The organism is Streptomyces sp. NPDC014882, from assembly GCF_043081325.1.
GTDB lineage: Bacteria > Actinomycetota > Actinomycetes > Streptomycetales > Streptomycetaceae > Streptomyces.
In genome coordinates, this window is sequence record NZ_JBIBWL010000007.1 from 59,129 (window position 1) to 85,625 (window position 26,497).

General features: G+C 76.0%; 20 protein-coding genes. 9 read left to right on the top strand and 11 right to left on the bottom strand.

The window, feature by feature from the left end:
• Positions 1–3 precede the first annotated feature (3 nt).
• From ACF09K_RS18035 to rpmG, 8 genes are all read right to left on the bottom strand, one after another.
• Positions 4–582, bottom strand: coding sequence for a phosphatase PAP2 family protein (locus ACF09K_RS18035; protein WP_392244633.1), 579 nt, complete (start codon positions 580–582; stop codon positions 4–6).
• Complete coding sequence (locus tag ACF09K_RS18040) at positions 575–1,954, bottom strand: diacylglycerol/lipid kinase family protein (protein WP_392244635.1); 1,380 nt, start codon at positions 1,952–1,954, stop codon at positions 575–577. The genes ACF09K_RS18035 and ACF09K_RS18040 overlap by 8 nt, the downstream gene beginning before the upstream one ends.
• Positions 1,955–2,108: 154 nt before the next feature.
• Positions 2,109–3,854, bottom strand: coding sequence for a hypothetical protein (locus ACF09K_RS18045; protein ID WP_392244637.1), 1,746 nt, complete (start codon positions 3,852–3,854; stop codon positions 2,109–2,111).
• 168 nt (positions 3,855–4,022) lie between these two features.
• Positions 4,023–5,996 (bottom strand): DUF1996 domain-containing protein, encoded by a 1,974-nt coding sequence (locus ACF09K_RS18050; RefSeq protein ID WP_392245086.1) that lies wholly within the window; start codon positions 5,994–5,996, stop codon positions 4,023–4,025.
• 197 nt (positions 5,997–6,193) lie between these two features.
• Positions 6,194–7,198, bottom strand: a complete 1,005-nt coding sequence (locus tag ACF09K_RS18055) for a hypothetical protein (protein WP_392244639.1) — start codon at positions 7,196–7,198, stop codon at positions 6,194–6,196.
• Between the two features lie 266 nt (positions 7,199–7,464).
• Positions 7,465–8,001 (bottom strand): isochorismatase family cysteine hydrolase, encoded by a 537-nt coding sequence (locus ACF09K_RS18060; RefSeq protein ID WP_392244641.1) that lies wholly within the window; start codon positions 7,999–8,001, stop codon positions 7,465–7,467.
• A gap of 293 nt (positions 8,002–8,294) precedes the next feature.
• Positions 8,295–8,417, bottom strand: a complete 123-nt coding sequence (locus ACF09K_RS18065) for a ribosomal protein bL36 (RefSeq protein WP_392244643.1) — start codon at positions 8,415–8,417, stop codon at positions 8,295–8,297.
• A 52-nt stretch (positions 8,418–8,469) separates the two neighbouring features.
• Positions 8,470–8,634: a 50S ribosomal protein L33 gene (rpmG, locus tag ACF09K_RS18070; RefSeq protein WP_392244645.1), complete on the bottom strand. Its 165-nt coding sequence runs from the start codon at positions 8,632–8,634 to the stop codon at positions 8,470–8,472.
• 251 nt (positions 8,635–8,885) lie between these two features.
• Here rpmG and ACF09K_RS18075 point away from each other — a divergent pair, with 251 nt between their 5' ends.
• Positions 8,886–9,563, top strand: a complete 678-nt coding sequence (locus ACF09K_RS18075) for a lipoprotein (protein WP_392244647.1) — start codon at positions 8,886–8,888, stop codon at positions 9,561–9,563.
• 138 nt (positions 9,564–9,701) lie between these two features.
• Here ACF09K_RS18075 and ACF09K_RS18080 read toward each other — a convergent pair whose 3' ends face one another.
• Positions 9,702–10,556, bottom strand: a complete 855-nt coding sequence (locus ACF09K_RS18080) for a DUF72 domain-containing protein (RefSeq protein WP_392244649.1) — start codon at positions 10,554–10,556, stop codon at positions 9,702–9,704.
• 378 nt (positions 10,557–10,934) lie between these two features.
• On the opposite strand from ACF09K_RS18080, the gene ACF09K_RS18085 reads away from it, so the two are divergent.
• The 3 genes from ACF09K_RS18085 (at position 10,935) to ACF09K_RS18095 (ending at position 18,400) form a co-directional block, all read left to right on the top strand.
• Positions 10,935–13,529: a SpoIIE family protein phosphatase gene (locus ACF09K_RS18085; protein WP_392244651.1), complete on the top strand. Its 2,595-nt coding sequence runs from the start codon at positions 10,935–10,937 to the stop codon at positions 13,527–13,529.
• A 555-nt stretch (positions 13,530–14,084) separates the two neighbouring features.
• On the top strand, positions 14,085–16,778 hold the full coding sequence (locus ACF09K_RS18090; RefSeq protein WP_392244652.1) for a SpoIIE family protein phosphatase: 2,694 nt from the start codon (positions 14,085–14,087) through the stop codon (positions 16,776–16,778).
• Positions 16,779–17,035: 257 nt separating this feature from the next.
• Complete coding sequence (locus ACF09K_RS18095; protein WP_392244654.1) at positions 17,036–18,400, top strand: FAD-dependent oxidoreductase; 1,365 nt, start codon at positions 17,036–17,038, stop codon at positions 18,398–18,400.
• Between the two features lie 143 nt (positions 18,401–18,543).
• On the opposite strand, the gene ACF09K_RS18100 is transcribed toward ACF09K_RS18095, so the two are convergent.
• On the bottom strand, positions 18,544–18,798 hold the full coding sequence (locus tag ACF09K_RS18100; protein ID WP_392244656.1) for a hypothetical protein: 255 nt from the start codon (positions 18,796–18,798) through the stop codon (positions 18,544–18,546).
• 557 nt (positions 18,799–19,355) lie between these two features.
• Between ACF09K_RS18100 and ACF09K_RS18105 the strand changes: the two genes are divergently transcribed.
• Complete coding sequence (locus ACF09K_RS18105) at positions 19,356–19,982, top strand: hypothetical protein (RefSeq protein ID WP_392244658.1); 627 nt, start codon at positions 19,356–19,358, stop codon at positions 19,980–19,982.
• Positions 19,983–20,051: 69 nt separating this feature from the next.
• Here ACF09K_RS18105 and ACF09K_RS18110 read toward each other — a convergent pair whose 3' ends face one another.
• A complete protein-coding gene (locus tag ACF09K_RS18110; protein WP_392244660.1) occupies positions 20,052–20,552 on the bottom strand; it encodes a roadblock/LC7 domain-containing protein in 501 nt (166 codons plus the stop codon).
• 661 nt (positions 20,553–21,213) lie between these two features.
• Here ACF09K_RS18110 and ACF09K_RS18115 point away from each other — a divergent pair.
• The 4 genes from ACF09K_RS18115 (at position 21,214) to ACF09K_RS18130 (ending at position 26,167) form a co-directional block, all read left to right on the top strand.
• Positions 21,214–22,359 (top strand): hypothetical protein, encoded by a 1,146-nt coding sequence (locus ACF09K_RS18115; protein ID WP_392244662.1) that lies wholly within the window; start codon positions 21,214–21,216, stop codon positions 22,357–22,359.
• 138 nt (positions 22,360–22,497) lie between these two features.
• Positions 22,498–23,058, top strand: coding sequence for a 2Fe-2S iron-sulfur cluster-binding protein (locus tag ACF09K_RS18120; protein WP_392244664.1), 561 nt, complete (start codon positions 22,498–22,500; stop codon positions 23,056–23,058).
• Positions 23,055–24,065 carry an FAD binding domain-containing protein gene (locus ACF09K_RS18125; RefSeq protein WP_392244665.1) on the top strand — a complete coding sequence of 337 codons (1,011 nt, stop codon included), beginning with the start codon at positions 23,055–23,057 and terminating at the stop codon, positions 24,063–24,065. The genes ACF09K_RS18120 and ACF09K_RS18125 overlap by 4 nt, the downstream gene beginning before the upstream one ends.
• Positions 24,062–26,167, top strand: a complete 2,106-nt coding sequence (locus ACF09K_RS18130) for a xanthine dehydrogenase family protein molybdopterin-binding subunit (RefSeq protein WP_392244667.1) — start codon at positions 24,062–24,064, stop codon at positions 26,165–26,167. Before ACF09K_RS18125 ends, ACF09K_RS18130 begins: the two co-directional genes overlap by 4 nt.
• Positions 26,168–26,497 lie beyond the last annotated feature (330 nt).

Below are 26,497 nucleotides of genomic sequence, written 5' to 3' on the forward strand. Positions count from 1 at the left end.
GCCTCAGCGGTCCAGCCGGCCCGCCACCCCCAGCACGACGGCCGCCGCCCCCGTCCCGAGGAGCGCGCCGGCCACGACGTCGCCCGGGTAGTGCACCCCGGTGTGGACGCGCGAGTAGCCCACCGCGCAGGCGAGCAGGCCCAGCGGGACGGCGGCGACCGGGAACGCCTGGCCGACGGCGGCCGCGAAGGCGACGGCCGACGCGGTGTGCCCGGACGGGAACGAGGCGGAGTCCGGCATCGGCACGTGCCGCCCGGGGAACGGCGAGTCGACGGCGCGGTGCGGACGCGGACGGCGGACGAGACGCTTGCCGAGCAGGTTGGCGCTCGCCGAGGCGACCCCGACGGCCGCCACGCCCAGGGCGGCGGCGCGCCGGGCCCGGCCGCCGCTCAGCGCGAGCCCGCCGGCGATCACGAAGGACAGTTTGGAGTGGTCCGACGCGGCCGACAGCCGGCGCAGCGCGGTGTCCAGGGTGGGTGTCCTGGTCACGGTGACGGTCTCGTAGAGGGCCTGGTCGAGGGTGGCGAGGTCGTGCACCAGGTGTGGTGCGCGGCTGCGCGGCTCGGTTCGGCGGTCAGACATCGGGCGTCTCCTGGATCGTGCGGGTGTCGGTGCGGCCGAGTGCGAGTGCGACGATGCGCCGCCAGTCGACGGCGGGGGGCGCGTAGGGGGCGCCCGGACGGTGGCGGGGCACCCGGACCCGGAGCGCGCCGGGCCGCAGCGTGCACACGACCGGGACGGGCAGGCCGAGCGCCTCGCCGTCGACGGCCACCGGGATGTACTCCCCGGGCGCCTCCACGGTGACCCGGCGGGACGTCACGGACGTGATGCCGCTGGCGCGTTCGCCGAGCAGGACCAGTTCGGCGGCCTGCCCCGGTCCCTCCACGTGGACGCCGACGACGCCGAGCCGTCCGGTGTCCAGGCGGGGGCGGCGGCCCCCGCCGAGCGGGTCGGCGCGGGCGTAGGGGTTGTTGCTGACGAGGAGTGCCTGCGGGGCGTGCAGCCGGGTGTCGTCGGTGTGCACGTCGAGGGCGGCGCCGGCCTCGCCCGCGAGCAGGTCGGGCAGGTGCTCCAGGAAGGTGGCGGCCTTGGCCTCGCGGTACTCCGGGCTCTGCACGATCTCCGCGTACGCCCCGAACGACACGGTGTTGACGAACGGCCGGCCGTTGACGTCGCCGAGGTCGACGCGGAGTTCCACGCCGTCGGTCAGGGCGTCGAGGCCGCGCGCGGGGTCGGCGCGGTCCAGGCCCAGGTCCATGGCGAAGTGGTTGCGGGTGCCGGCGGCGATGACCAGGAAGGGCAGTCCGTGGTCGGCGGCCACGGCCGCGACGAGCGCCTGGGTGCCGTCGCCGCCCGCGACCCCGAGCAGGTCGGCGCCGTCGGCCACGGCCTGCCGGGCCACCAGCGCGGGGTCGGGGTAGACGTCCGGGCCGAGCACGATCACCCGGGCACCCAGTGCCTCGGCCCGCTTGACCAGGTCGAACCGCTCGACCTTGCCGCCGCCCGAGCGGACGTTCATCAGCAGCACCGGGCGCTTCGGGGGCGGGACCTTACGGGTGTGCATGCCGCGCGGGCGGCGCAGGTTGCGCAGCGCGGAGCGGGCCGAGGCGAGGGCCGCCGTCCACAGGGCGAGCGCGCCGACGGCCACGATCCACAGCCCGGACGCGGCGTACAGCACCAGCACGCCCGCGGGCGCCGCCACGGCCAGCGACGCGCCCACCAGCCGGGCCCCGCCGCGGTGCGCGAGCATCCACCAGACGCCGGCCCCGGCGAGCGCGAGCCCGGCGAACCCGGTGAGCAGGATCAGCCAGCCGCCGGAGTCGAAACCCGAGAGGACCACGGCGACGCAGCCGGCGAGCAGCAGCAGGGCCAGTCGCGCCCAGCCGCGGGCGCGGCCGATCCCCCCGTGCGGCCGGGTCGTGTCCGTCGTCCCCTTCGTGCCCGTCTCCTTCACCCTGCGCCCACCATGCTCCGAGTTCCCCCTGTCCACGTGGCCCGGGCCATCGTGCCGCCGTCCGCTCCGGATGTCCGCACCCGGGCACCGGACCCGTCTCCCGCGTCCCCCGTGGGGGCGGCGGGGCGGCTCGGCGTCCCGGGCGTGCCCTCGGTCAATTGTCCATGCCGCAGCAGCCGCTCGCGCCGGGGACCCCGGACGCGGTGTCGAGACGGCAGAAGCAGGACGCCTCGACGGGCACGTCCGTCAGCGCGTCCGCGAACTTCAGCTGCTGGGCCACGATCCGCGCCTCGCCGTCCTTGCCCAGCCGGACGAGGCATTCGTGCAGTCCGTGCAGGGACCAGATGTTGCCCGGGTGCTGGGAGGGCCGGGGCAGCGAGTCGTCGAGGCCCAGGTCGGCCCGGTAGACCGCCTCCGCCTCGGCGATCCGGCCCTGTTCGAGCAGCAGGGCTCCGTAGGCGTGCCGGGTGGGCTGCATCCAGCCCCAGGGCTCGTCGTAGGGGAGGCCGTCGTCGAGTTCGATCGAGCGTTCCAGGGCGGCGAAGGCGGCCTCGTACCGGCCCTTGCGGTACTCGAGTTCGCCGTCGAGCATGGCGTCGGCGACGGCGAGGATGTCGGCGCAGGTGTTGTTGAACAGCATGCGCGTCCGCGGGACCCGGGCGGCGGCCTCCCGGAACCGGGTGCGCTCCGCCTCCGCCTCCGGGATCCGGCCGGTCGCCGAGAGGGCGACGCCGCGGGCGTAGTGCCGCATCGCGGTCGTCATGCTGTACAGCCGCGGGTCGGCGGGCTCCGGCAGGGCCAGGACGTCGGCCCAGCGGCCGAAGCGGATCAGCACGTGGACCCGCATCGCGAGGAACGCCTCCAGCCAGTCCGCCATGGGCGGGCTCTCCACCCGCAGCAGTTCCTCCGGCAGGCACTCCTCCAGCCGGGCGGCGGCCTCCAGGGCGGTCTCCGACCGGCCGAGGAACATCGCGCCGTAGATCCGGAAGTGGTGGTTGTGGGCGCGGTAGAGGGTGTAGAAGTTCATCGCCCCGGCCCGGGCCGCGTACTTCTCGTCGGCGGCGATCGCCCGGGTGTTGTCCGCCACCACCGCGCGGTAGTTCCCGCACAGCACCTCCAGGTGCGAGGGCATGTGCTGGAGGTGGCCGGCGTCGGGCACGAGGTCGCGCAGCCGGTCGGCGGCGGGCAGCGCCCGCTCGGGGGCCGGGGACATCTCCATGAGGTGGAGGTGGAAGTGCAGTACGCCGGGGTGGCGGGCCCCGGCCTCCGTGGCGAGCGCGGCGTCGAGCACGGCCCGCGCCTCACGGGTGCGCGCGCCCTCGGCGGGCTCGCCCGTGCGCAGGTCCCACAGCCGCCAGGGGGTGAGGTTCATCAGCGCGTCGGCGTACAGGGCGGCCACGTCGAGGTCGTCGGGCGCGAGGGCGTGGACGGCGGCCATGGCGTCGGCGTAGGGCGCGTTCCACACCGAGCAGTCGGCGGCGGGCCGGTCGCGGGGGTAGCGGGCGCGGAGGGCGCCGATCAGGGCGCGTTCGACGGGGGTGGCGTGCCCGGCCCTGTCGTGGGCGCGTTCCACGGCGGCGTGGGTGCGCGCCACGGTCCGCGCCAGGTCCCGGTCGTCGAAGAACTCCCAGGGCTTGTTGTAGTTGGGACCGAGCGCGTAGGCGATGCCCCAGTGGGCCATCGCGCAGTCCGGGTCGGCGCGGGCCGCGGTCTCGAAGCAGGCGACGGCCTCCTCGTGGTGGAAGGCGTACGACCAGACCAGGCCGCGGTCGAACCAGCGCTGGGCCTCGGCGGAGGAGGTGGTGACCGTGCGGTGGTGGTCGCCGAGGTCGTAGTACTCCGGGTCGGTGTCCGTGGTGGTGTCCCTGGTCGTGTCCCTGGTGCTGTCTGCGTCCCGCATGGGGCTCCCCTCGTCGCGCGGCCGCCCCGCCGGTCCGGGGCCGGCGCCGCCCGGAGCGACCCGTGCGGTCACTCCGAGCGACATATACCGTGCGGCCCGGTGGCGGGGCGGTCTCTCGCGGCGGGAGCACCCGTTCGTGCCCGTGCGCGGCGGTTGTCCGGCGGAACCTCAGGACGAGCGTCCGGCGGAGCGGCGCAGGAGGACGAACCCGCCGATCAGCAGCAGCGCGCCCGCGGCGGCCGGCCACAGGCCGGTGCCGGTCTCGGCCAGACTGCCCTGGGCCTGCGGTGCGGGGACGGGGGGCGGGGAGTCGCCCGTGTCCGCGGTGACGGGGCTCTGCTCGGGGGCCGTCGCGGGGGCCCCGACCTCGCCCTTGGCACCGGCGTCCGGGGCGGGGGCCTGCGCCGCGGGTCCGGTCGACTTGGCGGTCGGCTTCGTGTCGATGCGGGGCTCCGCGGTGCGGGGGGTGTCACCGGAGCCGGCGCCGCCCTCGGCGGGCTCGGTCCCGGGCTCCGCCGTGTTCCGGGCGGGGGGCTGCTGCTGACCTGCGCCCTGGTCCTGACCGCCCTGGTCCTGACCGCCCTGGTCCTGACCGCCCTGGTCCTGACCGCCCTGGTCAGCGCCACCGGCGTTGTCTCCGCCGCCGTTGTCGGCCCCGCCGTTGTCACCGCCGGCGTTGTCACCGCCGTTGCCGCCGCCCGTGCCGGCGCCGCAGGTGCGGCCCTCGTTGATGCAGGCGACCATCTCGTTCATCAGGTCCTCGTCGAAGACGTTGATGAAGTCGCCGTGGTCGGTGACCGGCTTGTGCAGCTGCTCGGGGAAGGAGTCCACCGCGAACAGCGGGGTCGTGCGGCCGCCGTCCTGGAGGCTCGGCGCGTCGACGTCGTAGACGATGCGCTGCACCAGCTGCGGGACGGCCTTGAAGCCCGCCGGGCAGCTTCCGTCCGCCGCCGCGAACGCCACGTGGGTGCGGTGGTTGGCGCTGTCGATGTTGTTGCCGTCCCAGCAGCTCTGGAAGCGGAAGGTGCGCACGACGTCGCTGCCGTTCGGGCAGACCGGGTACTTGTCCTTCAACTGCCGGTCCTCGAAACCGGTGCAGCTCCACGAGGCGTTGGCGTTGGCCGTGCCGTTGACGAAGGCCTTGGCGTCGCCGGTGATGATGCGCAGCAGCCGGGGCATGGCCGTGACGGTGGAGCGCGGGTTGCCCACGAAGGTCATGGTGACCTCCTTGGGCGTGACGATCTCGCCCGCGTTGCCCTCGACGCCGCCGCCGGGGGACTGGGCGTCCTTCTCCTGGGCGCCGTTCTGCAGTCGCAGCACGGGCCAGAAGTACGACGACTTGTCGCCCTGGTCGACGCAGGTGGTCTCGGCATCGGCGAGGTCGCCGTCCGAGGCGAAGGCGTCGTTGGCCTGGTTGCCCACGTAGTCGTGGAAGTGGTGGGCGCCGTTGGTGACACCGGGCGCGACGATCACGTTGTCGGAGTTGAAGACGCCGTTGGCGTTGACACCGCAGCTGGTGGCGAAGGTGCCCCGGGAGGGGCCGGTGCCGGGGGCGACCGCCTGCCCGGAGGGCTGCACGGACGTGATGTCGGCGAAGTCGGCGGCCACGGGGCCGTTGCCCGCCTGCCCGCCGTTGCCCCCGCCGCCCTGGCCGCCCTGCTGCCCGCCGTTGTCCTGCTGCTGCCCGTCGCCGCCCTGCTGCCCGTCTCCCTGATCCTGGCCGTTTCCTTGGTCCTGGCCGTCCCCGCCGTTGCCCCCGGCTTCCTCGGCCGCCTTGTCGTCGGCGGTGCGCAGCGTGCAGGCGGCGAGGTCGGCGAGGCCCTCCGGGCGGTCGCCCACGCGGTCGATGGCGATCCCGATGCGCTCGATCGTCGCGGCGCGCTTCTCCTTCAGCGGGTTCATCACCGCGTTGTCGGCGAAGCCGGAGTCGTCGCGCACGGCCTGTGCGGATTCCTGGAGTTGACGGTAGGCCGCGGCTGTCTGCTGGTCCAGCAGGGCGAGTTCGCGGTCGACCTCCTCGCCCGCCGCGTCCGGTACCGAGGTCAGCCGGCTGCCCACGTCCGGGCAGTCGACGGTGACGGAACCGGACGTCCAGGGCCCTTGGCCGCCCTCGGTGGCGGAGGCGTAGACGTTCGCGGCCATCAGCCCTCCGCCGCCGAGCATCAGCGCGACCGCGGCGAACGTCGCTCGTCGTCCGCCCGTCGGGCGCCTGCGCCTGTTGTGTCCCACGAAGTGCTCCAAAAAAAACGTCGTCGGCGGCAAGGACATGAAATCCCCGCGGCTCTATACGCGGCCGGGCCCAGGAGTGTTCAACCGCCCCGGAGATTCATGGGAGTTTCTCAGATATCCACACCGATCCGGGCTTCGGCCCTGGACGGGGAGCCCTTCGCCGCAGCCGGTGCGGCCGGGGTGACGGCCTTCCGGGCGGCCGGCCCACCGGCACCGGTCCGGTCGACGGCCTCCCACGCGGCCGGCCCACCGGCACCGGTCGGCAGGGCCGACGCGGTTCGGCCCGCAGGACGGCGCCGGGCGAGGCGCCGGGCGGGCGTCGACGCGCGGAACCGAGCGGGCGGCAGCGTGCGGAACCGAGCGGGCAGCCGTCGGCCGTGGAGCAGCCCGAGGACGATCGCGGCGGCCACCGCTATCAGGTGCTCGCGTCCCGCGAGGTTGGGCTTGGCCACCGACTCCCACACCATCGAGCCGCCGGTGAGGGTGAAGACGACGGGGGCCCGCCGCACGACGGAGATGTAGGTGAACAGGCCCACGACCGCGGCCGACGGGCCCGTGTCGAGCACCTGCCCGGCCTCCGGCGGCAGGCCGAACCCCCACCGGTCCGGACCCGCCATGATCATCACCCGGGCGGTGAGGGTGCCGGCCAGCGTGGTCGCGTAGGCGACGGCCAGCGTGCGGGCCCGGCCGATGCTGTTCTCGGCCAGCGCGAAGGCGAGGAACAGCTGGGTGATGCCGGCCCAGACCGGCAGGTCGAGCGCGGGGACGTACAGCGAGACCGGGGTGCGCAGGAGGGTCAGCCACAGCGGGAGGTCGCCCTGGACCCCGCCCACGGCGCGCACGACGTCGGCTCCGGCGGGCCGCTGGGCGAGGGCGTGGAAGAAGATGACGCCCCCGACGGCCACACCGGCGAGCAGCAGCCCGGCGGGTCCGCGCCGCAGCAGTCGCCGTACCGGGTCGACGACGACGGCGTGCGCCTCGGCGCGCAGCGTGCGCAGGACGAACGCGCCCGCGCCGGTGACCCGGGCCGCCGCGCCGGGCCGCTCGCCCGACGCGCCGCCGCGCACAGGCCGGCCCTCACCGGCGCCGTGCCGCCGTCGCTGTGCTGGACGCACGATCCCCAAGGTCTCCCCCACCGCTCGCCGCGCGCGGGGAGCGAGCGGCCGGATCCGGCACCCGGCGCGCGGTGCCGGCCCGGGGGCGGACCCGCGCGCCGGGTCGTACGCCCATGTAGACGCAGGGAAGGCCTTCGGGGATCACTCCCGGGCGTGATCAGGCAGAACACCGCGCGGGACCCGGCCAGAAACCGTCCGGAACGTGCCGTACGCCTACGCCTCACGCCTCATGGCCTACGCCGGGACGGTCGCGCTCCGGACGCCGGTCAGCTCCACAGCTCCTCGCTGCCGCACAGTCGTGCCCCCATGTTGCGTTCCATCATCCGCAGCGCCGCGTCCGCGAGGTCGGCGTGGATGTGGGCGACCGCGTCCCGCGGGACGGTCACCTGGAGGTGGCGGATGTGGGCGTCCAGCGCGGAGTACAGGACGCACTGCTCGGTGACCTGGCCGCACAGGACGAGATGGTCGATGCCCTGCTGGTCGAGCAGGTAGGCCAGCGGGGTGTCGAAGAAGATCGAATGCCGGGCCTTGACCACGAAGAGGGAGTCGTCGTCGGGAACCAGCGGTTCGACGAGGTCGGCGCGCGGCCCGGAGAGCGCCGTGTCGAGGAGTTCGCCGTGGTGGGACCGCCACTCGCCGAAGTTGTCGTTGACGTAGACGACCGGGATCCCCGCACCGCGCGCCCGTTCCAGCAACCCGGCCGCCGCCGGGACCACCTCGCGGGCCGACGGCAGGAGCAGGTCGGCGTCGGGGTGGTCGTAGGTGTTGATCATGTCGATGACGATCAGTGCGGTGTTGCCCATGCGCGCACGGGTTCCCCTCCGGGAGCGAATACCACGGACCGCCCTCCGACCGGACGGCCCGGTTCGGCGTCGCCGGTGGGAGGGGGTCCCGGCCGGATCGGAGACGGGGGAAGTCGGCGCCGGCCGGGAACGGCCGGGGTCCCTCCGGGGAGCCGGCCGCTTCCCCACCGTAGGACGGTCGCGCCGGGTCCGCGCGCCGGGCGGGCGGAGCGGGTGACCGGCGGCGGACAGGCCGGTGGGCCCGGGTTCCGGTCGGTGCCGGAACCCGGGCCCGCCGGGCCGCCGCGGGGCCCTCAGCCCTGGCGGGCCTGGAAACGGGGCTCCTTCTCGTCGATGACGAAGGTGACCCCCTTCCGGCGCACGACCTGCGCTCCGGGCCCGGACTTCAGGGAACGCGGGGAGCCGCGCACCTTCATGGCCGCCTCCTCCCGTGCCGCGCCCCGGTGCTCCTCGGCCGGCCCTTCCCGGTCAGCGCTCCTCGCGGAACGTGACGTGCCGTCCGGCGACGGCGTCGTACTTGCGCAGGACCAGCCGGTCGGCGTCGTTGCGGCGGTTCTTGCGGGTGACGTAGGTCGTGCCGGTACCGGCCGTGGACCTCAGGGTGACGACGGGGCGCGCCGTACTGCGTGCCATGGGGACCTCCTTCCACCGGCATCGCCCTCATTGAGCGGTGCATGCCAGTCGCATGGTGCAACAGCCGAGGGGACCGGGTCATTCCCGCCCGGAACGGGACGTGACCGGCCGGCCGGCGGCGCGGACGGCACCCCCGGCGGACCACCGCCCGCGGCGGCGCCGGCCTGCCCCTCCGGTGGCTCCCCCGCCTCGGTTACAGTGCCCCGCCGGTATCGAACAAGGAACCGGTTTCGAGCGGAGGAGAGACAGCGGTGCGCTTCGGGGTGGGGAACGGATGGCGGGGCCTGGCGGCGGCGGTCCTGCTGACGGGGCTGGCGGCGGGGTGCGGGGAGTCGGGCGACGGCCCGGACGCGTCCGGCGCGAAGGCGAAGGCGAAGGCGTCGGCCGGCGCCGAGGTCGCGGCGCGGGGGGAGAGCGTCGGCGCCGCGGGCTCGGCCTGCGAGCTGCCCGTCACGTTCGACATCGCCGAGTTCTGGGAGGCCGAGGCCATCGACGCGGCCTCCCGGCAGGGCGAGACCGGCAACGAGATCGTCGACGACCTCTCCGACGCGTTCCTGCACCAGGGCCGGGTCACCATGGCCTGCGAGGTCGACGCCAAGCCGGCCGGCAAGCTCGGCTTCCTCCGGGTGTGGACGGGCAGGCCCGGTGACGCCGACGCCCGCGCCGTGCTGGAGGGCTTCGTCACCGCCGAGGAGGGGGCGGACGGGGCCGAGTACCGCTCGTTCAGGACCGGTTCGCTCGCCGGCACGGAGGTGGAGTACACCACGACGAGCGAACTGCTGGAGGAGACGAAGAAGGAGCGCGCCCTGGCCGTGAGCACGCCCGACGGTCCGGTCGTCGTCCATCTCGGGGGCATGGACACCGAGGAGCACGAGGCGATGCTGCCGGCGTACGAACTGGCCAAGAGGACGCTCCGGCTGACCGCCTGACGGCCTGACCGCGTCGGCGTCGGGGCGGGAGCCCGGGCGGGGGCCGGGGCCGGGCCCCGCCCGCCCTGTCTCGCGCGTCCCGTCTCCCGTCCCCCGCGCCCCGTCTTCCAGGTCCCGCCGTCCCGTCCCCGGGTGCCGTCAGGGCTGCCGGTCGGCGAGCAGTTCGCGCATCCGGGCGGCGGCCCGCACGGCGGCGTCGGCGCAGCAGTTGTTGAACAGCACGTGCACCTTCTCGGCCCGGTCGGCGAGCGCGTGCACCCTGGGCAGCCATTCGCGCAGTTCGTCGTCGGTGTACTCGTGCCGGAAGCGGTCCTCCTTGCTGCCGGTCCCCCAGGCGCGGCTGCGACCGTGGAACCGCACGACCGCCAGCCGTTCGCAGGTCACGGGCGTGACCGGCGGGATCGCGGACGGCAGCGACGGCTCCATGTCGACGGCGACGGCGGAGAAGCCGTACGACCGCAGCCATTCCTCCGTGGCGGGCCGCTGCCGCTCGTGCCACCAGTCGGGGTGCCGGAACTCCACGCAGACCGGCCACCCGGCGGTGCGTTCTCGGCACTCGTCGAGGACGGCTCGCGCGCGTGGGCCGGGCCTCAGCCACGGCGGGAACTGGAACAGGACCGCGCCCAGCCGCCCCGCCTCGCGCAGCGGCCGGATGCCGTCCGAGAAGCGCCGCCACACCTCGTCGAGCGCCTTCGGTGAGCGGACGTCGTCGGGCAGCCCCGGCGGCAGCACCGCGGACCGGGTGGGGTGGCCGGTGAGCAGGGAGAAGGCCTTCACGTCGAACACGAACCCGTCCGGCGTGCGCTGCGCCCACAGCCCGCTGGTGCGTTCGGAGGGCAGGGCGTAGTACGTGGAGTCGGCCTCGACCACGGAGAAGTGTTCGGCGTAGTGCCGCAGCCGGCCCTCCGCGTCCCGCCGCCCCGACGGGTACCAGCCGCTGCCGAGGAGCGCCCGGTCCGTCCACGAGCAGGAGCCGATCAGTATCTCGCCCATGGCGGCCGGTTACCCCGGACGGGCGGGGTCAGCCACCGGTGCCCCGGATCCGTCCGCGAGGTGACCGTCCGTCCCCGTGGGACGCCGGTCGGCCCACGGCGGTGGCGGTCCCGCGGGCAGCGGCGGCGGCAGCGGCCCGGCGGTGACCCCGGGGGCGGCCCGGACGCCACCCCGACGGCGGCCCCGACGGCGGCCCCGACAGGCGGACCGCCGGGACGAACCACCGCGACGACCGGCGGGGTCCGCGCCGCGCCGCGCGGACCGGAGGCGCAGCGCCGCGCGGCCGTGTCCCGGCGCGCCGCGCGGATGCACACCCGCCCCCGTGAGGCGCATTCTTGCTGTGTCGCCCTCCGGGCGGCGCACGGACGAGGTGGGTCGATGACTGGGAGCGCCGGGGACCGGCGGAAGCCGCCCGCTCCGCCGGCCGCGCTGCTGGCCGGGGCCGTGGCCGACGGGCTGCGGACCGCGGGCGGCCGGGCCGGGGGCCTGTACCTGTGCTCCGGCACGCCCGGGCTCCTGCGGCTCGCCGTCCTCTCCGGTCTGCCGGGTCCCCTGTTCCGTCCCTGGGACCGGGTGACCGTGGACCGCCCGTTCCCGGTGGCCGACGCCTACCGGCTGGGCTTCCCGGTGGTCCTCGCCAACGCCACGGAGGCCATGCGCCGCTATCCGCAGTTCGCGGCCGGGCTGCCGTTCCAGTTCGGGACGCTCAACGTGCCCGTCGGCGCGGCGGGCCGGACCTTCGGGGTGATGACCGTCCTGCGGCCGGCCGCCGACGACGCCGCGGCGGTCCTGGCCGAGAGCGACCGTCTGCAGCGCGTCGCCGAGTACCTCGGCGTCGCCCTGCTGCGGAGGGAGGCGGCGGGCGGCGGCGTCACCTGGGACGAGGATCCGCTGTGCGTGCGCCCGCCGGCCGTGGGCCGGGCGCCCGGCCGGTTCGGCCACCTGACCTGGGACCCGGCGACGGACGCCGTCACCGCCGACGGCCCCGTACGGACCCTGCTGTCCCTGCCCCCGGACCGGGAACCGGGCACGCTGGCCGCCCTGACCCGGTCCGTCGACCCGGCCGACGCCCACCGGCTGCCCGCCCTGCTGCGGGAGACCGCCCACGGCCGGCCCCCGCCGCAGCCCGTCCAGGTCCGCCTCGCCGACGGCGGCCTGCGCCTGCTGGAGCTGTGGCCCTCCGTCCCGGCGGCGCCCGCCTCCGGCCCGCGTCCCGTCGCCGGGGTCCTCTTCGACCCGGGTCCGGGTGCCCTGGCCGACGGCGCCGCCGACCTGCTGCCCGAGGGCGTCTTCTGCCTCGACCGGCTCGGGCTGGTCGTCTACGCCAATCCCCGTGCCGCGCACCTCCTGGGCGTCCCCCGGGACCGGCTGGTCGGCCGGTCCCTCTGGGACGCCGTGCCGTGGCTGGACCAGCCCGTGTGCGAGGAGCACCTGCGCGGCGCCCTGCTGTGCCCGGAACCGGTGCACTTCCACGTCCGCCGGCCCGACTCCGGGGAGCCCCGCCCGTACGACGCCGGCGGCCGGGACGGCCGGCCGGGGCGTGACCGGCCCGCGGCCCCGCGCCCGTACGAGGGCGACTGGCTGAGTCTGGCGGTCTACCCCGGCCTCGACGTCCTCACCTGCACCGCCGTCCCGGCGAACCGGGTGCCCCCCGCCCCGGCGGCCGGGGCCGGCGCGCCGACGACCGCCGGGCCGGTCCCGGAGCCTCCCGCCGACCCGGAGACCGGCACGCCCGCGCCGGATCTCACCGCCTCGACCGCCCCGCCGTACCGGCCCATCGCGCTGGCCATCGCCCTGACGGAGGCGGTGACCGCCCGCCAGGTGTCGGCGGTGGTCATGCAGGAGCTGCTGCCCGCGTTCGGGGGCCGCCGGATCGCCATCTACCTGTTGCAGGAGAGGCACCTGTACCTGGCGTGGGAGAGCGGCTTCCCCGAAGGTTTCCTGGCGCCGTTCGAGGGCGTGGCGCTGGACGCACGGCTGCCGGGCGTGGAGACGCTCACCACCGGCCGGCCCCTCTTCTTCGACTCGATGGAGCAGATCGCCGAGGCCTACCCCGGCATCCCGATGGACGCGGCGGAGGGCGCCCGCGCCTTCCTCCCGCTGATCGCCTCCGGCCGCGCGGTCGGCTCGTGCATCCTCGGCTTCGACCGCCCGCGCAGTTTCAGTTCCGAGGAGCGCACGGTCCTGACCGCTCTGGCCGGGCTGATCGCCCACGCGATGGAGAAGGCCCAGCGCTACGACACCGAGGCGGCCCTGGCCCGCGGGCTCCAGCAGGCCCTGCTCCCGAGGCGGCTGTCGCAGCACGCGGGCGTGGAGACCGCGGGACGCTATCTGGCGGGCACCGAGGGCATGGAGGTGGGCGGCGACTGGTACGACGTCGTGGAGGCCGGGGACGGCCTGGCGCTGGTCATCGGAGACGTCCAGGGACACGGGGTGCAGGCCGCCGCGACCATGGGGCAACTGCGCAGCGCGGTGCGGGCCTTCGCGCTGAGCGACCGGCCGCCCGAGGAGGTCATGGGGGGCACGAACCGCCTGCTGATCGACCTCGACCCCGGCCAGTTCGCCAGCTGCTGCTACGTCCGTCTGGACCCGGCCACCGGCCTGGCCCGGGTGGCCAACGCCGGGCACCTCCCGCCGCTGCTGCGTCACCCGGACGGACGGACGCGCGTCGTGGACCTGCCGGAGGGGATGGTGCTCGGCGTCGACGCCCGCGCCCGGTACGCGGTGGCGGAGCTGCGTCTGGAGCCGGGCGCCGTGCTGGCGCTGTACACGGACGGGCTGGTCGAGCGGCCGGGGCACGACATCGACGACGGCATCGGCGCCCTGCGGGCGGCGCTGGCCGAAGCGGGCGCCCTGCGGGGGCGTTCCCTCGCGGACATGGCCGACCGGCTCACCGCGACCGCCCGCCAGGCGTCCGACCGGCCCGACGACATAGCCCTGCTGCTCGCGACCCGCAGCGCCCCGCCGGCGTAGGGTCGCCGAGCCGCGGACACCGCTCCCGTCCGGGACCGGCCGTGCCGGCGGCCCGACGCGTCACAGGGTCACCGCACCACCGGGCGACCGGACGCCGACCACTCGGCAGACCCCCACTCCGGCGCCGGCCAAGCCACCATCACCCGCAGCCGGCCCGCCCCAACCCCCGCCCCGCTCCCGCCCCGAGCAGGGGCCCGGCCTCCGCAACCGCCCCGCCCCACCGCGGGACCCGGCAGACCGCCGACGGCCACCCGAACCGGTGGACCACCGGACCGCAGGACCACCGGACGCCGACCACCCGCCGGACCCCCACTCCGGCGCCGGCCAAGCCACCATCACCCGCGGCCGGCCCGCCCCAACCCCCGCCCCGCTCCCGCCCCGAGCAGGGGCCCGGCCTCCGCAACCGCCCCGCCCGGCCACGGGACCGGCGGGCCGTCGGCGGCCGCCCGGACCGGCCCGCCCCACCCGTGCCGGCGGCGCCGTGGGGGCAGCCGCGGTCCGTCACCCCGCGTAGTGCCCCTCGCCTGACGGGGCCGGGCAGTGTAGACATGGCACATGGTCCGACTCCTGGGGCGATCGGGTGCCCGGCCGGCCCGTCGCCCCCGGGCCCCGCTGGTGCGGCGCACGCCCGAGACCTCTCTCGGCAGGCGCAGTCTCGCCGCGCAGGTGTTCGTCCTGCAGGTGGTCGTCGTCCTGTTGCTGGTCGTCGCCGCGGTCGTCGCCCTGGTGCTCCAGGCGCGGCGCGACACCACCGAGGAGGCCCGCAACCGCTCGCTCGCCGTCGCGCAGACCTTCGCGAACTCGCCCGGCATCCTGGCGGCGCTGCGCAGCCCCGACCCGACGGCCGTGCTCCAGCCGCGGGCGGAGGCCGTGCGGAAGGCGTCGGAGGTCGACTTCGTCGTCGTCATGGACCCGGACGGCATCCGCTACACCCACCCCAAGCCGGACCGCATCGGCAAGAAGTTCGTCGGCACGCTGGCCCCGGCGCAGGCCGGCGGGACGGTGGTCGAGCAGATCGACGGGACGATCGGGCGGCTGGTGCAGGCCGTGGTGCCGGTGAAGGCGGCCGACGGCCGGGTCGTGGGGCTGGTGTCGGCCGGCATCACCACCGCCCGCGTCGGCGGGAACGCGAACCGCCAGCTGCCGCTGGTGCTGTCGACGGCCGCGGTGGCGCTGGCCCTGGCCACCGGCGGCACGGCCCTGGTCAGCCGCCGCCTGCTGCGGCAGACGCACGGTCTGGGCCCGCGCGAGATGACCCGCATGTACGAGCACCACGACGCGGTCCTGCACTCCGTGCGCGAAGGGGTGATCATCGTCGACGGCGAGGGCGGTCTGCTCCTCGCCAACGACGAGGCGCACCGGCTGCTGGACCTGCCGCCGGACGCCGAGCTGCGCAAGGTGGTCGACCTGGGCCTGGACGCCGACACCGCCGAGCTGCTCGCCTCGGGCCGGATGGCGACCGACGAGGTGCACCTGGTCGGGGAGCGGCTGCTGGCGATCAACCAGCGGCCCACCGACCTCGCGGGCGGCCCGGCCGGCAGCGTCGCCACGCTGCGCGACTCGACGGAGCTGCGCGCCCTGTCGGGCCGGGCGGACGCGGCGCGCGAGCGCCTGGACATGCTGTACGCGGCCGGGGTGGGCATCGGGACGAGCCTGGACGTGACGCGGACCGCGGAGGAGCTGGCGGAGCTGGCCGTGCCCCGGTTCGCGGACTTCGCGTGCGTCGACCTCTTCGACGCCGTGCTGGAGGGCGAGGAGCCGGAGCCGCGGGGCGCCCTGCGGCGCACGGCGATGCGCGCGGTCCGCGAGGGCGCGCCGCTGTACCCGGTCGGCGGGCGGATCCGGTTCGTGAAGTCGTCCCCGCAGGCCCGCAGCCTGGCGGAGGGCCGGCCCGTGCTGGAGACCAGGCTCGCCGAGTCGCCGGGCTGGCGGGCGCAGGACATGGAACGGACCGAGCAGGTGGTGGGGTTCGGCATCCATTCGCTGATCACCGTGCCCGTGCGGGCCGGGGCCCTGCTGCTGGGGGTGGTCAGTTTCTGGCGTTCGGAGCGGCCGCAGCCCTTCGACCCGGAGGAGGTCGCCCTCGCGGAGGAGCTGGTGGCGCGGGCCGCGGTGTCCATCGACAACGCGCGCCGCTTCACCCGCGAGCACGGCATGGCCGTCACCCTCCAGCGCAGTCTGCTGCCGCGCACCCTGCCCGAGCAGGGGGCCCTGGACATCGCCTACCGCTACCTGCCCGCGCAGGCGGGTGTCGGCGGCGACTGGTTCGACGTGCTGCCGCTGTCGGGGGGCCGCGTCGCGCTGGTCGTCGGGGACGTCGTCGGGCACGGGCTGCACGCGGCGGCCACCATGGGGCGGCTGCGCACCGCCGTGCACAACTTCTCCGCCCTGGACCTGCCGCCGGAGGAGCTCCTCGGGCTCCTCGACGAGCTGGTCGCGCGCATCGACCAGGACGAGACGGCCGACGGCACCACCGCGCCCGTGGCGGGGGCGACGTGCCTGTACGCGATCTACGACCCGGTGTCGCGGTGCTGCGCCGTCGCCCGCGCCGGCCATCCGCCGCCCGCGCTGGTCCGCCCCGACGGACGGGTGGAGTTCCTCGACGTCCCGGCGGGTCCGCCGCTGGGGCTCGGCGGGCTGCCCTTCGAGACGGCCGAGGTGGAGCTGGCGGAGGGCAGCCGGCTGGTGCTGTACACCGACGGGCTGGTGGAGGACCGCAAGCAGGACATCGACACCGGCCTGGAGCGGCTGCGCGCCGCGCTCGGGGACGGCGACGGCTCGCCCGAGGACACCTGCCGGGTCGTCCTGGAGTCGCTGCTGCCGGCCCGCCCGAACGACGACATCGCGCTGATCGTGGCCCGCACCCGGGCGCTCGGCGCGGACCGGGTCGCCGAGTGGGCGGTGCCGGTGGACCCGGCGGCCGTCGGCAAGGTGCGGGCGGCGGTGGCCCGGCAGCTGGCCCGCTGGGAACTGGAGGAGCTGTCGTTCACGACGGAACTGATCCTCAGCGAGCTGGTCACCAACGCGATCCGGTACGGCAGCCCGCCCGTCCGGGTGCGTCTGCTGCGCGACCGCACGCTGATCTGCGAGGTCTCCGACAGCAGCAACACCTCGCCGCACCTGAGGTACGCGGCCATGACGGACGAGGGCGGGCGCGGGCTGTTCCTGGTCGCCCAGCTCACGGACCGCTGGGGGACCCGCTACACGCCGACCGGGAAGGTGATCTGGGCGGAGCAGCCGCTGCCCTGAACGGGCCGGTCCCGCGCCGGCCGTCCTGACCGACCGGCCCGAACCGGGCTGCGCCTGCGCGGACCGGCCGCCCCCGCGCCCGGCCTGCGCAGGCCGGGCGCGGGGGCGGCGGCGTCCTCGGCGGGGTGCCGTGCGGCCGTCCGCTGCTCATCAATGTCGCTTATGAGTTCATAGAGCGGACCCGCGTACCGGGTTAGGTTCGCCTCAGTTTAGGCTTCCCCCGAGTCGATCTGTCACCGCTCGAAGGGAACCTGATCATGCCCCGCCCCCTGCGGGTAGCCATCGTCGGAGCCGGCCCCGCCGGGATCTACGCCGCCGACGCGCTGCTCAAGTCGGATGTGGCCACCGAGCCCGGTGTCTCCATCGACCTCTTCGAGCGCATGCCTGCCCCGTTCGGTCTGATCCGGTACGGCGTGGCCCCCGACCACCCCCGGATCAAGGGCATCATCACCGCCCTGCACCAGGTCCTCGACAAGCCGCAGATACGTCTCTTCGGCAACGTCGACTACCCGGCCGACCTGAACCTGGACGACCTGCGCGCCTTCTACGACGCCGTGATCTTCTCGACCGGCGCCATGGCCGACCGCGAGATGTCGGTCCCGGGCATCGGCCTCGACGGCTCCTACGGCGCCGCCGACTTCGTGTCCTGGTACGACGGCCACCCGGACGTGCCGCGCACCTGGCCGCTGGAGGCGGAGAAGGTCGCCGTCCTCGGTGTCGGCAACGTCGCCCTGGACGTGGCCCGCGTCCTCGCCAAGACGGCGGACGAACTGCTGCCCACCGAGATCCCGCCGAACGTCTACGAGGGCCTGAAGGCCAACAAGGCGCTCGAGGTCCACGTCTTCGGCCGCCGCGGCCCGGCGCAGGCGAAGTTCTCCCCGATGGAGCTGCGGGAGCTGGACCACTCCCCCAGCATCGAGGTGATCGTCGACCCCGAGGACATCGACTACGACGAGGGTTCGATCGCCACCCGGCGCGGCAACAAGCAGGCCGACATGGTCGCCAAGACGCTGGAGAACTGGGCGATCCGCGACACCGGCGACCGTCCGCACAAGCTGTTCCTGCACTTCTTCGAGTCGCCCGTGGAGATCCTCGGCGAGGACGGCAGGGTCGTGGGGCTGCGCACCGAGCGCACCGCCCTCGACGGCACCGGCAACGTCAAGGGCACCGGCGAGTTCAAGGACTGGGACGTCACGGCGGTCTACCGCGCCGTCGGCTACCTGTCGGAGAAGCTGCCGAAGCTGCCCTGGGACCTCGAGTCGGGCACGGTCCCGGACGAGGGCGGCCGGGTCATCGAGGAGAGCGGCGCACATCTGCAGTCGACGTACGTCACCGGCTGGATCAGGCGCGGCCCGGTCGGCCTGATCGGCCACACCAAGGGCGACGCCAACGAGACGGTGTCGAACCTGCTGGACGACTTCGCCCACGGCCGTCTGCACACGCCGTCCTCCCCCGCTCCCGAGGCGGTGGACGCGTTCCTCGCCGAGCGCGACGTCCGCTACACCACCTGGGAGGGCTGGTACAAGCTGGACGCGGCGGAGAAGGCGCTGGGCGAGCCGCAGGGCCGCGAGCGCGTCAAGATCGTCGAGCGCGAGGACATGCTCCGCGAGAGCGGCGCCTGACCGGCCGCGGAAGCGGCGCGCGACCGCTGGTGGGAAGGGCCCGGGACCGCCGTCCGCGGGCCCTTCCGCCGTCCGCGGGCGCACCTCGGGCGCGCCGCGGGGCCCGGGTGGAGTCCCGGCCCCCGCGGGCCCGCGCCGGGCGCTCAGTCCTCCCTCTTCCGCCGGATGGCGGTGGCCCCCGGGATCATCCCGTCGTCCACCGCCCGGTCGACCGCTTCGTGCACCTCCCGGTACACCAGGTCGGGGTTCTCCGCGGGCCGGTCCGGCAGGCCCGCCTCCTGCCGGTCCAGGGCGGTGCGCCGCGCGAGTTCCTCCTCGTCGGGCCGCAGGGGCAGGCCCTTGCCGTGGCCGGAGTACGGATCGCCCTCGACGGCGCGGTTGGATTTGTGATGCGTCATACCGTCTCGCCCTCCTTCTCCTCCGCCCGTCCGCGCGGCCGCTGAGCACGGTGCGCCGGAGGGGGTCGTCCCGCGCATCGGCGACGGGCAGGCCGCCGGACGGACCACCACCCGGCGACGGCATCGACAGGAGCGGCTCCCGGTGCGGCGACGGGTCCCTTCAACCGAAGCGCGGCGCCGGATGCGCCGCAAGTGGAGGTGAAGGTTCCGCCACCGGCCTCCGTCACCCCCACGGCCTCCGCCCCCTCCCTGGCCTCCGCGGCCCCCGTCACCTCCCTGGCGTCCGCGGCCTCTGTCACCTCCATGGCGTCCGCGGCCCCCGTGACTTCCGCGGCCTCCGCGGCCTCCGCGGCCAGAACACCCGGAGCGTCGGCGCGCCCGTCCGTGCCCCGGTGTGACCTCCCCGTGCGCCCGTCCCGCGGGCTCGGCGGGAATGGCGTCGTGAGGTCACGGGCATGCTGTGGACGAGGTCACCTCCGGTGGGCCGTACCGGAACCGGAACGCAGTGCCCTTCCCTTCTCTCCCCCGCCCGCCCGCTCGCTCGAAGGAATCCGGTCTTGGCTCAAACGTTCCCCGAGGCGCCGTCAGCCCGCCGTCCCGGCCGCTCCTGGACCATTCGCGTGGTCGGGCACCGGGACCGCACCGCGTCGGTCACCTGTTCCTCCGCGTGCGCGATGCCGTCGCGCTCGCGCGATCTCGCGGCCCTGCGCCGCTTCGCCGAGGCCCATGCCGCCGCGCACGCCAGGGCGGCGTCGGTGCGGTACGACGCCGCCTGCGGGTGCCGGCGCGAGCAGTGCGCCCTGCACGAGGGCACGCGGGTCGCCTGCGCGGGCGCGGTCCTGCTGGTGCTGCGGCACGACCCGGCCGTGGGCCAGGTGTGGACGCTCAGCGAAGTCTGCTCCGCATGCGCCGCGTTGATGCCGCACACCCGGATCATCGGCCGGGCGACGCCGCCACCGGCCCACGCCGCCGGTCCGGTCCCGGCCGACGTCCGCCCGGCCGGCATCGGTGCGGGGGAGATCGGCGCGGGGGACGTCCGCCCGCCGTCCGCCGCGGCCGTGGCACCGCCGCGGCGGGTTCCCGGCGGCTTCAGCGCGCCCGGCGCGAATCCGGGCGGTGCGGAACGGTTCGTGGACCGGCGGCGCGGTGCCGGCCGCCGCCGGGGACGGACGGGCGGCGCGTAGGCCCGCTCCGTGGCGCGGGGCCGGGCCCGGGGGCGCGGGTGCGCCTCGCGGTGCGGTCCGCCGGCCGGTTCAGCCGCCGTACTCCGGACCCCGCTGGGATCTGAACTGCCGCGGGAGGCGCATCGGCAGGGTGCCCAGGGCGCGGTCCTCGGGCGGGGGCGGGGCGGTGGGGACGGCCGGGTGCGCCGGCTCCGGGGTGGGCAGGCCCGCCATCAGGCCGGCGATGTGGGCACCGCTGCGCCGGCCTTCGAGGTGCAGGCGGCCGACGTTGGCGCGGTCGTCGGCGAGCAGGGTGAGGACGGCGGTGGGGCCGGCCGCGTACGTGGCGACGTACCCCCCGGCCCCGCGCACGAGGAGTTCGCGGAACTCGCCCCGCGCCGTGAGGTCCACCAGGCGGTGTCCGACACCGAGGGCGGCCGCGGTGAGCGCCGCGAGGCCCTCCGCCTGGACGCCGGGCATGTCCTGGGCGAGGACGAAGCCGTCGACGCTGGCCGCCAGCGCCCCCGTCAGCTGGGGCATGCGGGTGCGCAGCCGGTGCAGTTCGTTCAGGACCTCGGCCTCGACGGCCATCACCAGTCTCCTTTCGGCGCGAGTCGACGGCGCGGCGGTCACCGGTCCGGCGGAGTCCGGCGGAGTCCGGCAGCGGGCGGCCACCGAGGGCGTGATCCCGAGATTACGGAAAGTGGCGGCCCCGGGTGGGCGCTTCGGCATTTTCCTCCGGAACATGCCGCCCGGTTCCGGGGAAGGGCCCACCGGACTCCGCGGGAGGACTGTTTCCGGGGAAGGATCCGCGGGCTCCGCGGGAGGGCTGTTCCGGACGCGGGGACGGGGCCCGCCCCGACGCGGATGGTGGGCGGGCCCCGTCCGCCGGGTCGATGGTCGGCGGCCGCCGGACACCCCGTGTGCGGGCCGGGCCGGCGGCGACCGCCGCGCCGGCATCCGGGGAGGAGCCCGCCACCGGCGCGGTCCGTCCTGTGAGACCGGGTGACACCGGTACGTTTCTCCTGCGTACGGTCGGCCGGATGCCGCCGCCCGCCCTCCCCGGGACCGCACGGTGCGGGGCCGCACCGCGCGGGACCGCCGCCCGGGCGCCCCGCCCCACGCATGGCGCGGGGCCCGGACGGAAAGGCGCATCACGACCTGTTCCGCACCGACCCCGCTTGATCACCCGCCCGCCGCGACGGCGATACTGGCACCGCCCCGCCGTCCCCCGCTCCTCACGAAGGGACTCATGCTCACCTCTCCGACCGTCCCGGCCCCGACGCCCTCCACGGTGTGGCTGACCCGCGGCCGCCACACCGGGCCGACCGCGCCGGACGTCCTGCGCAAGAACCTCCGGTCGCTCAAGGACGCCGGCACGCTCCAGGACTTCCTGGAGGTCCCCGACGCCGGCACCGCCGAGGGCGGACTGGTCTTCGAAGCCCGCTGGCAGGTGTCCGGGGACATCACCGTACGGGCCCGGCTGACGCTCGGCGAGTGGTCCGGGCAGGGCCAGGAATGGACGCTGGTCGCGGAGGCGGAGCGGCCGTGGGACCTGCGCTGGCCGTCGCCGGCCGCCATGTTCTGGCCGTGGGACGAGGACGCCCTCTGGGGCCAGGAGACGGTCACCGGCGGCCGCTACCTCGACGTCAGCGCGCTCCCGGCCGACGACAAGGAACTGCGGCGGGTGCTGCGCGGCGCCCAGCGGGACACCTGGACCATCGACGTGCTGGTGCACGAGGCCATGACCCCCGACGAGCGGGGCCGCCGCTCCCTGGTCCCGCTGCTGCCGCCCGGACTGCACCACCGGGTCGTGGAGCACCGTGCGGCGCCGCACCAGTTGCGGACCGCGAACTGGGCGCTGCGCGAGTCCGGCGTGGAGCTGCCCCGCGGCGGCGCGCTGGTGCTGCCGGGGTCACCGGCCCCGGCCGGGTACGAGGCCGCCGACTTCACGGTACGCAGCGTCTTCCTGGACGGCACGCGCCCCGGCGAGCTGCTGGACGCGGTGACCCGGTTCGCCGCCCTGCCCCAGCCGCTGCCGGCCGGCGGCGAGGCCGCGCTGACCGCGCTGCGGGACGAGTGGCGGCTGCTGACGCTGGAGGAGGAGCTGGCCCGCGAGCGCAGCCTCGTGGTCAGGTACCGGGAGGCGCTGGAGGCGATGACGCAGTCCCGTGACCTGTACCGGGAGGCCGCCGAACAGGCGCACGAGGCGCTGGCGGCGTACCGGGAGGCGGCCGGGCCGGGTGAGCCTCCGCAGCCGGCCGCCCGGTCGGCCGGCTCGCCGTTCCAGCAGCTGGGCCGGACCCTGGAACGGCTCCGGGAGACGGCGAAAGGCCTGCGCCCGGCCGCCGCCGAGAGCCCGCGGGAGCGGGGGCCGGCCGACGGCGGGGCCGGGTAGCCGGGGCGGGCCCGCCCGGCCCGGCCACCCGGCCCGGCCCGGCCCGCGGCCGTTTCCCGCCCTTCGGACGTGTCGGGCGCCGTCCGCTGGATACGCGGTCCCCACGGCACGACGGGTCTTTCCGAAGGGGTCCACGACATGGGCAGCGAGCAGCATCCCGAGCACGACGCCGGCGCACCGCCCCCGCACCGTTCCGAGACGGCCCTGCGGGTCAACGGCACGCCGCACACCCTGGTCGTGGACCACCGGCGCGTCCTGCTGGACCTCCTGCGGGAGGACCTGGACCTCACCGGTGCCAAGAAGGGCTGCGACCACGGCCAGTGCGGCGCCTGCACGGTCCTGGTCGACGGACGGCGGGTGAACAGCTGCCTGCTGCTCGCGGTGGCCGCCGACGGCTGCGACGTGACGACCGTCGAGGGGCTGTCGGGTGACGGCGGGGAGCCGCACCCGCTCCAGCGGGCCTTCCTGGAGCGCGACGCCTTCCAGTGCGGCTACTGCACTCCGGGGCAGCTCTGCTCCGCGGTCGGCGCCCTCGCGGAGGCCGAGGCCGGCCACCCCTCGCACGTCACCGGCGCGCGGGCGGTCCGCGGGCCGGTGCCGCTCGACCGGGACGAGATCCGCGAGCGGCTCAGCGGCAACCTGTGCCGCTGCGGTGCGTATCCCCGCATCGCCGACGCGGTCGAGGACGTGATCCGGTGAAGCCCTTCGCCTACGTACGGGCCCGCAGCCTCGCCGAGGCCGCCGACGCCTACGCCTCCCACCCCGGCGCCCGCTACCTGGGCGGCGGCACCAACCTCGTCGACCTGATGAAGCTCGGCGTGGAGCGGCCCACCGCCCTCGTCGACGTCACCCGTCTGCCCCTGGGCGGGGTGACGGAGCTGCCGGACGGTTCGCTGCGGGTCGGCGCGCCGGTGCGCAACAGCGACCTGGCCGCGCACCCGCTGGTCCGCGAGCGCTACCCCGTGCTGTCGCAGGCGCTGCTCGCCGGTGCCTCCGGTCAGCTGCGCAACGCCGCGACGACCGGCGGGAACCTGCTCCAGCGCACCCGCTGCCCGTACTTCCAGGACGTGTCCAAGCCCTGCAACAAGCGGGAGCCGGGCAGTGGCTGCGGCGCCCTGGCCGGCGTGCACCGCGATCACGCGGTCCTCGGCCACTCCGAGCACTGCGTCGCCACCCACCCCTCGGACCTGGCGGTCGCCCTGGCCGCGCTGGACGCCGAGGTCGAGCTGTACGGCCTCGCGGGCGTACGGCGGGTGCCCGCGGCGGAGTTCCACCGGCTGCCCGGGGACCACCCCGAGCGGGACTCCGTGGTGGAGCCGGGCGAGCTGGTGACCGCGGTCCTGCTGCCGGCCGCCACGGCCGGGGTGCCCTCCGCGTACCGCAAGGCGCGCGACCGGGCGTCGTACGCCTTCGCGCTGGCCTCCGTCGCGGTGGTCCTGAAGGTGTCGGACGGCGTGGTCGCGCACGCGGGGATCGCGTTCGGAGGGCTGGCGCACCGGCCCTGGCGGGCCCGGCGGGCCGAGGAGGCGCTCGTGGGGGCGGCTCCGACCCGGGCGGCGTGCGAGCGCGCCGTCGGCCTCGAACTGGAACGGGCCCGGCCGCTGCCAGGCAACGCCTACAAGGTGCCCCTGGCCCGGAACCTCGCCGTCGACGTCCTCGGCCGGCTCGCGCACGACGGCCCGGCACCGTACGGGGAGGACGCGTGAGGCCGCCCGCGACGGGCGCCCCGGCCGAGCGCCTCGAAGGCCGCGAGAAGGTCACCGGCACCGCCCGCTACGCCGCCGAGTTCTCCGCCCCCGGGCGGCTGTTCGCCCGTCCGGTGCCCGCCGGGGTCGCCCGCGGCCGGGTGACGGGGGTGGACGCCTCGGCCGCGCTCGCCCTGCCCGGCGTCGTGTCCGTGCTCACCCACGAGAACGCGCCGCGGCTCGCCGAGCCGGACGATCCGACCCTCGCCGTGCTCCAGGACGCGCGGGTGCCGCACCGGGGCTGGTTCGTCGCCCTGGTGGTGGCGGACAGCCCGGAGGCCGCGCGGGCCGGCGCCGCCGCCGTGCGCGTCGACTGCGCGGCGGAGCCGCACGACGTCACGCTGTCCGGGACGCACCCGGACGCCTACGAGCCCGAGGAGGCCAACGGCGGGCACCCGGCGGTCCGCGAACGCGGCCGCCCGGCGGAGGCGTTCGCGGCCGCGGCCGTCCGGGTCGACGTCGGCTACCGGGTGCCGCCGCTGCACAACCACCCCATGGAACCGCACGCCGGCACCGCGCACTGGGACGGGGAGCACCTCAGGGTGCACACCTCCAGCCAGGGCACCACGACCGTACGGGACGTCCTCGCCGGGCTGTTCGGGCTGGACGGGGAGCGGATCACCGTCACCGCCGAGCACGTCGGCGGCGGCTTCGGCTCCAAGGGCACGCCCCGGCCGGACGTGGTGCTCGCGGTGATGGCCGCCCTGCGGCACCCCGGGCGGCCGGTCACGGTCGCCCTGCCGCGCCGCTTCCTGCCCTCGGTGGTCGGGCACCGGGCACCCACCCTGCACCGGCTGCGCCTCGGCGCGGACGCCGACGGCCGGCTGACCTGCCTGGACCACGAGGTCACCACGCACACCTCCCGCGTGAAGGAGTTCGTGGAGCAGGCGGCGGTGCCGGGCCGTGTCATGTACGCCGCCCCGCACAGCCGTACGGCGCACCGCGTGGTCCCCCTCGACGTGCCGAGCCCCTCCTGGATGCGGGCGCCCGGGGAGGCGCCGGGGATGTACGCGCTGGAGTCGGCCGTGGACGAACTCGCCGCGGAACTGGGCATGGACCCGATCGAGCTGCGGGTGCGCAACGAGCCGGAGACGGAACCGGACAGCGGACGGCCGTTCAGCAGCCGTCACCTCGTCGAGTGCCTGCGTGAGGGGGCGCGCAGGTTCGGGTGGGAGCGGCGCGACCCGCGGCCGCGGTCCGGCCGGCGGGGTCCGCTGCTGGTCGGGACGGGCGTGGCCGCGGCCACCTACCCGGTGCTGGTGTCGCCGTCGGCCGCGGCGGCCCGCGCCCTGCCCGACGGGAGCTTCCTCGTCGAGGTCAACGCCACGGACATCGGCACCGGGGCCCGTACCGTCCTCGCGCAGATCGCGGCGGACGCCCTCGACGTGCCCCTGGAGCGGGTCCGGGTCCGGCTCGGCAGCAGCGACCTGCCGTCCGCCCCGCTGGCCGGCGGCTCCTCCGGCACGGCCTCCTGGGGCGGGCCGGTCCACGAGGCGTGCGTGCGGCTCGCGCGGCGGCTGGCCGCCTTCCCGGGACCCGTGTCCGAGCACGGCCTGGTCGAGCACGCCGACACCGCCGGTACCGCCGACGCGGACACCGGGTACGCCCGGCACGCGTTCGGGGCGCACTTCGCGGAGGTCGCCGTGGACACGGTGACCGGTGAGGTACGGGTGCGCCGGCTGCTCGGGGTGTACGCGGCGGGGCGCATCCTCAACGCCCGTACCGCCCGCTCGCAGTTCGTCGGCGGCATGATCATGGGTCTGGGCATGGCGCTGACCGAGGGCAGCACGGTGGACGCCGCGTTCGGCGACTTCGCGGAGTCCGACCTGGCGTCGTACCACGTGCCCGCGCACGCGGACGTGCCGGACGTCGAGGCGCACTGGGTCGAGGAGGACGACCCCCATCTCAACCCTATGGGCAGCAAGGGCATCGGGGAGATCGGCATCGTCGGCACGGCCGCCGCGGTGGGCAACGCGGTCCACCACGCCACCGGGGTCCGTTTCCGCGAACTCCCCCTCACCCCGGACCGGGTGCTCACCGCGCTGCCGGAGCCCGGCCGCTGAACCGGCGCCCGTCCCGCCCCGTACGTCCGCGGGGCGGGACGGGCGGCCTGGCCGGGTCGGGCCGGTCCCGGGCGGGCGGTGCCGCGCCAGCGCGGCCGGGTACCGGGGTGCGGGCCGTCCGGTGGCCGCCCCGGAGCCGGACGAGGAGGGCCACGGCCGCGGCGACCGTGTGAGCGCGCCGCGGCCGTCCGGGGCGGGCGCGCCGCCGTGGCGAACGACACCCGCCCGGCGTGGTTTCCCTTCCCCGGACGGGGCATTCGGCATCTGACAACGGGGAAATCGACAGTCGGGGAACCACCGGACACCGCGCGGCGGACCGCGCACAGGGAG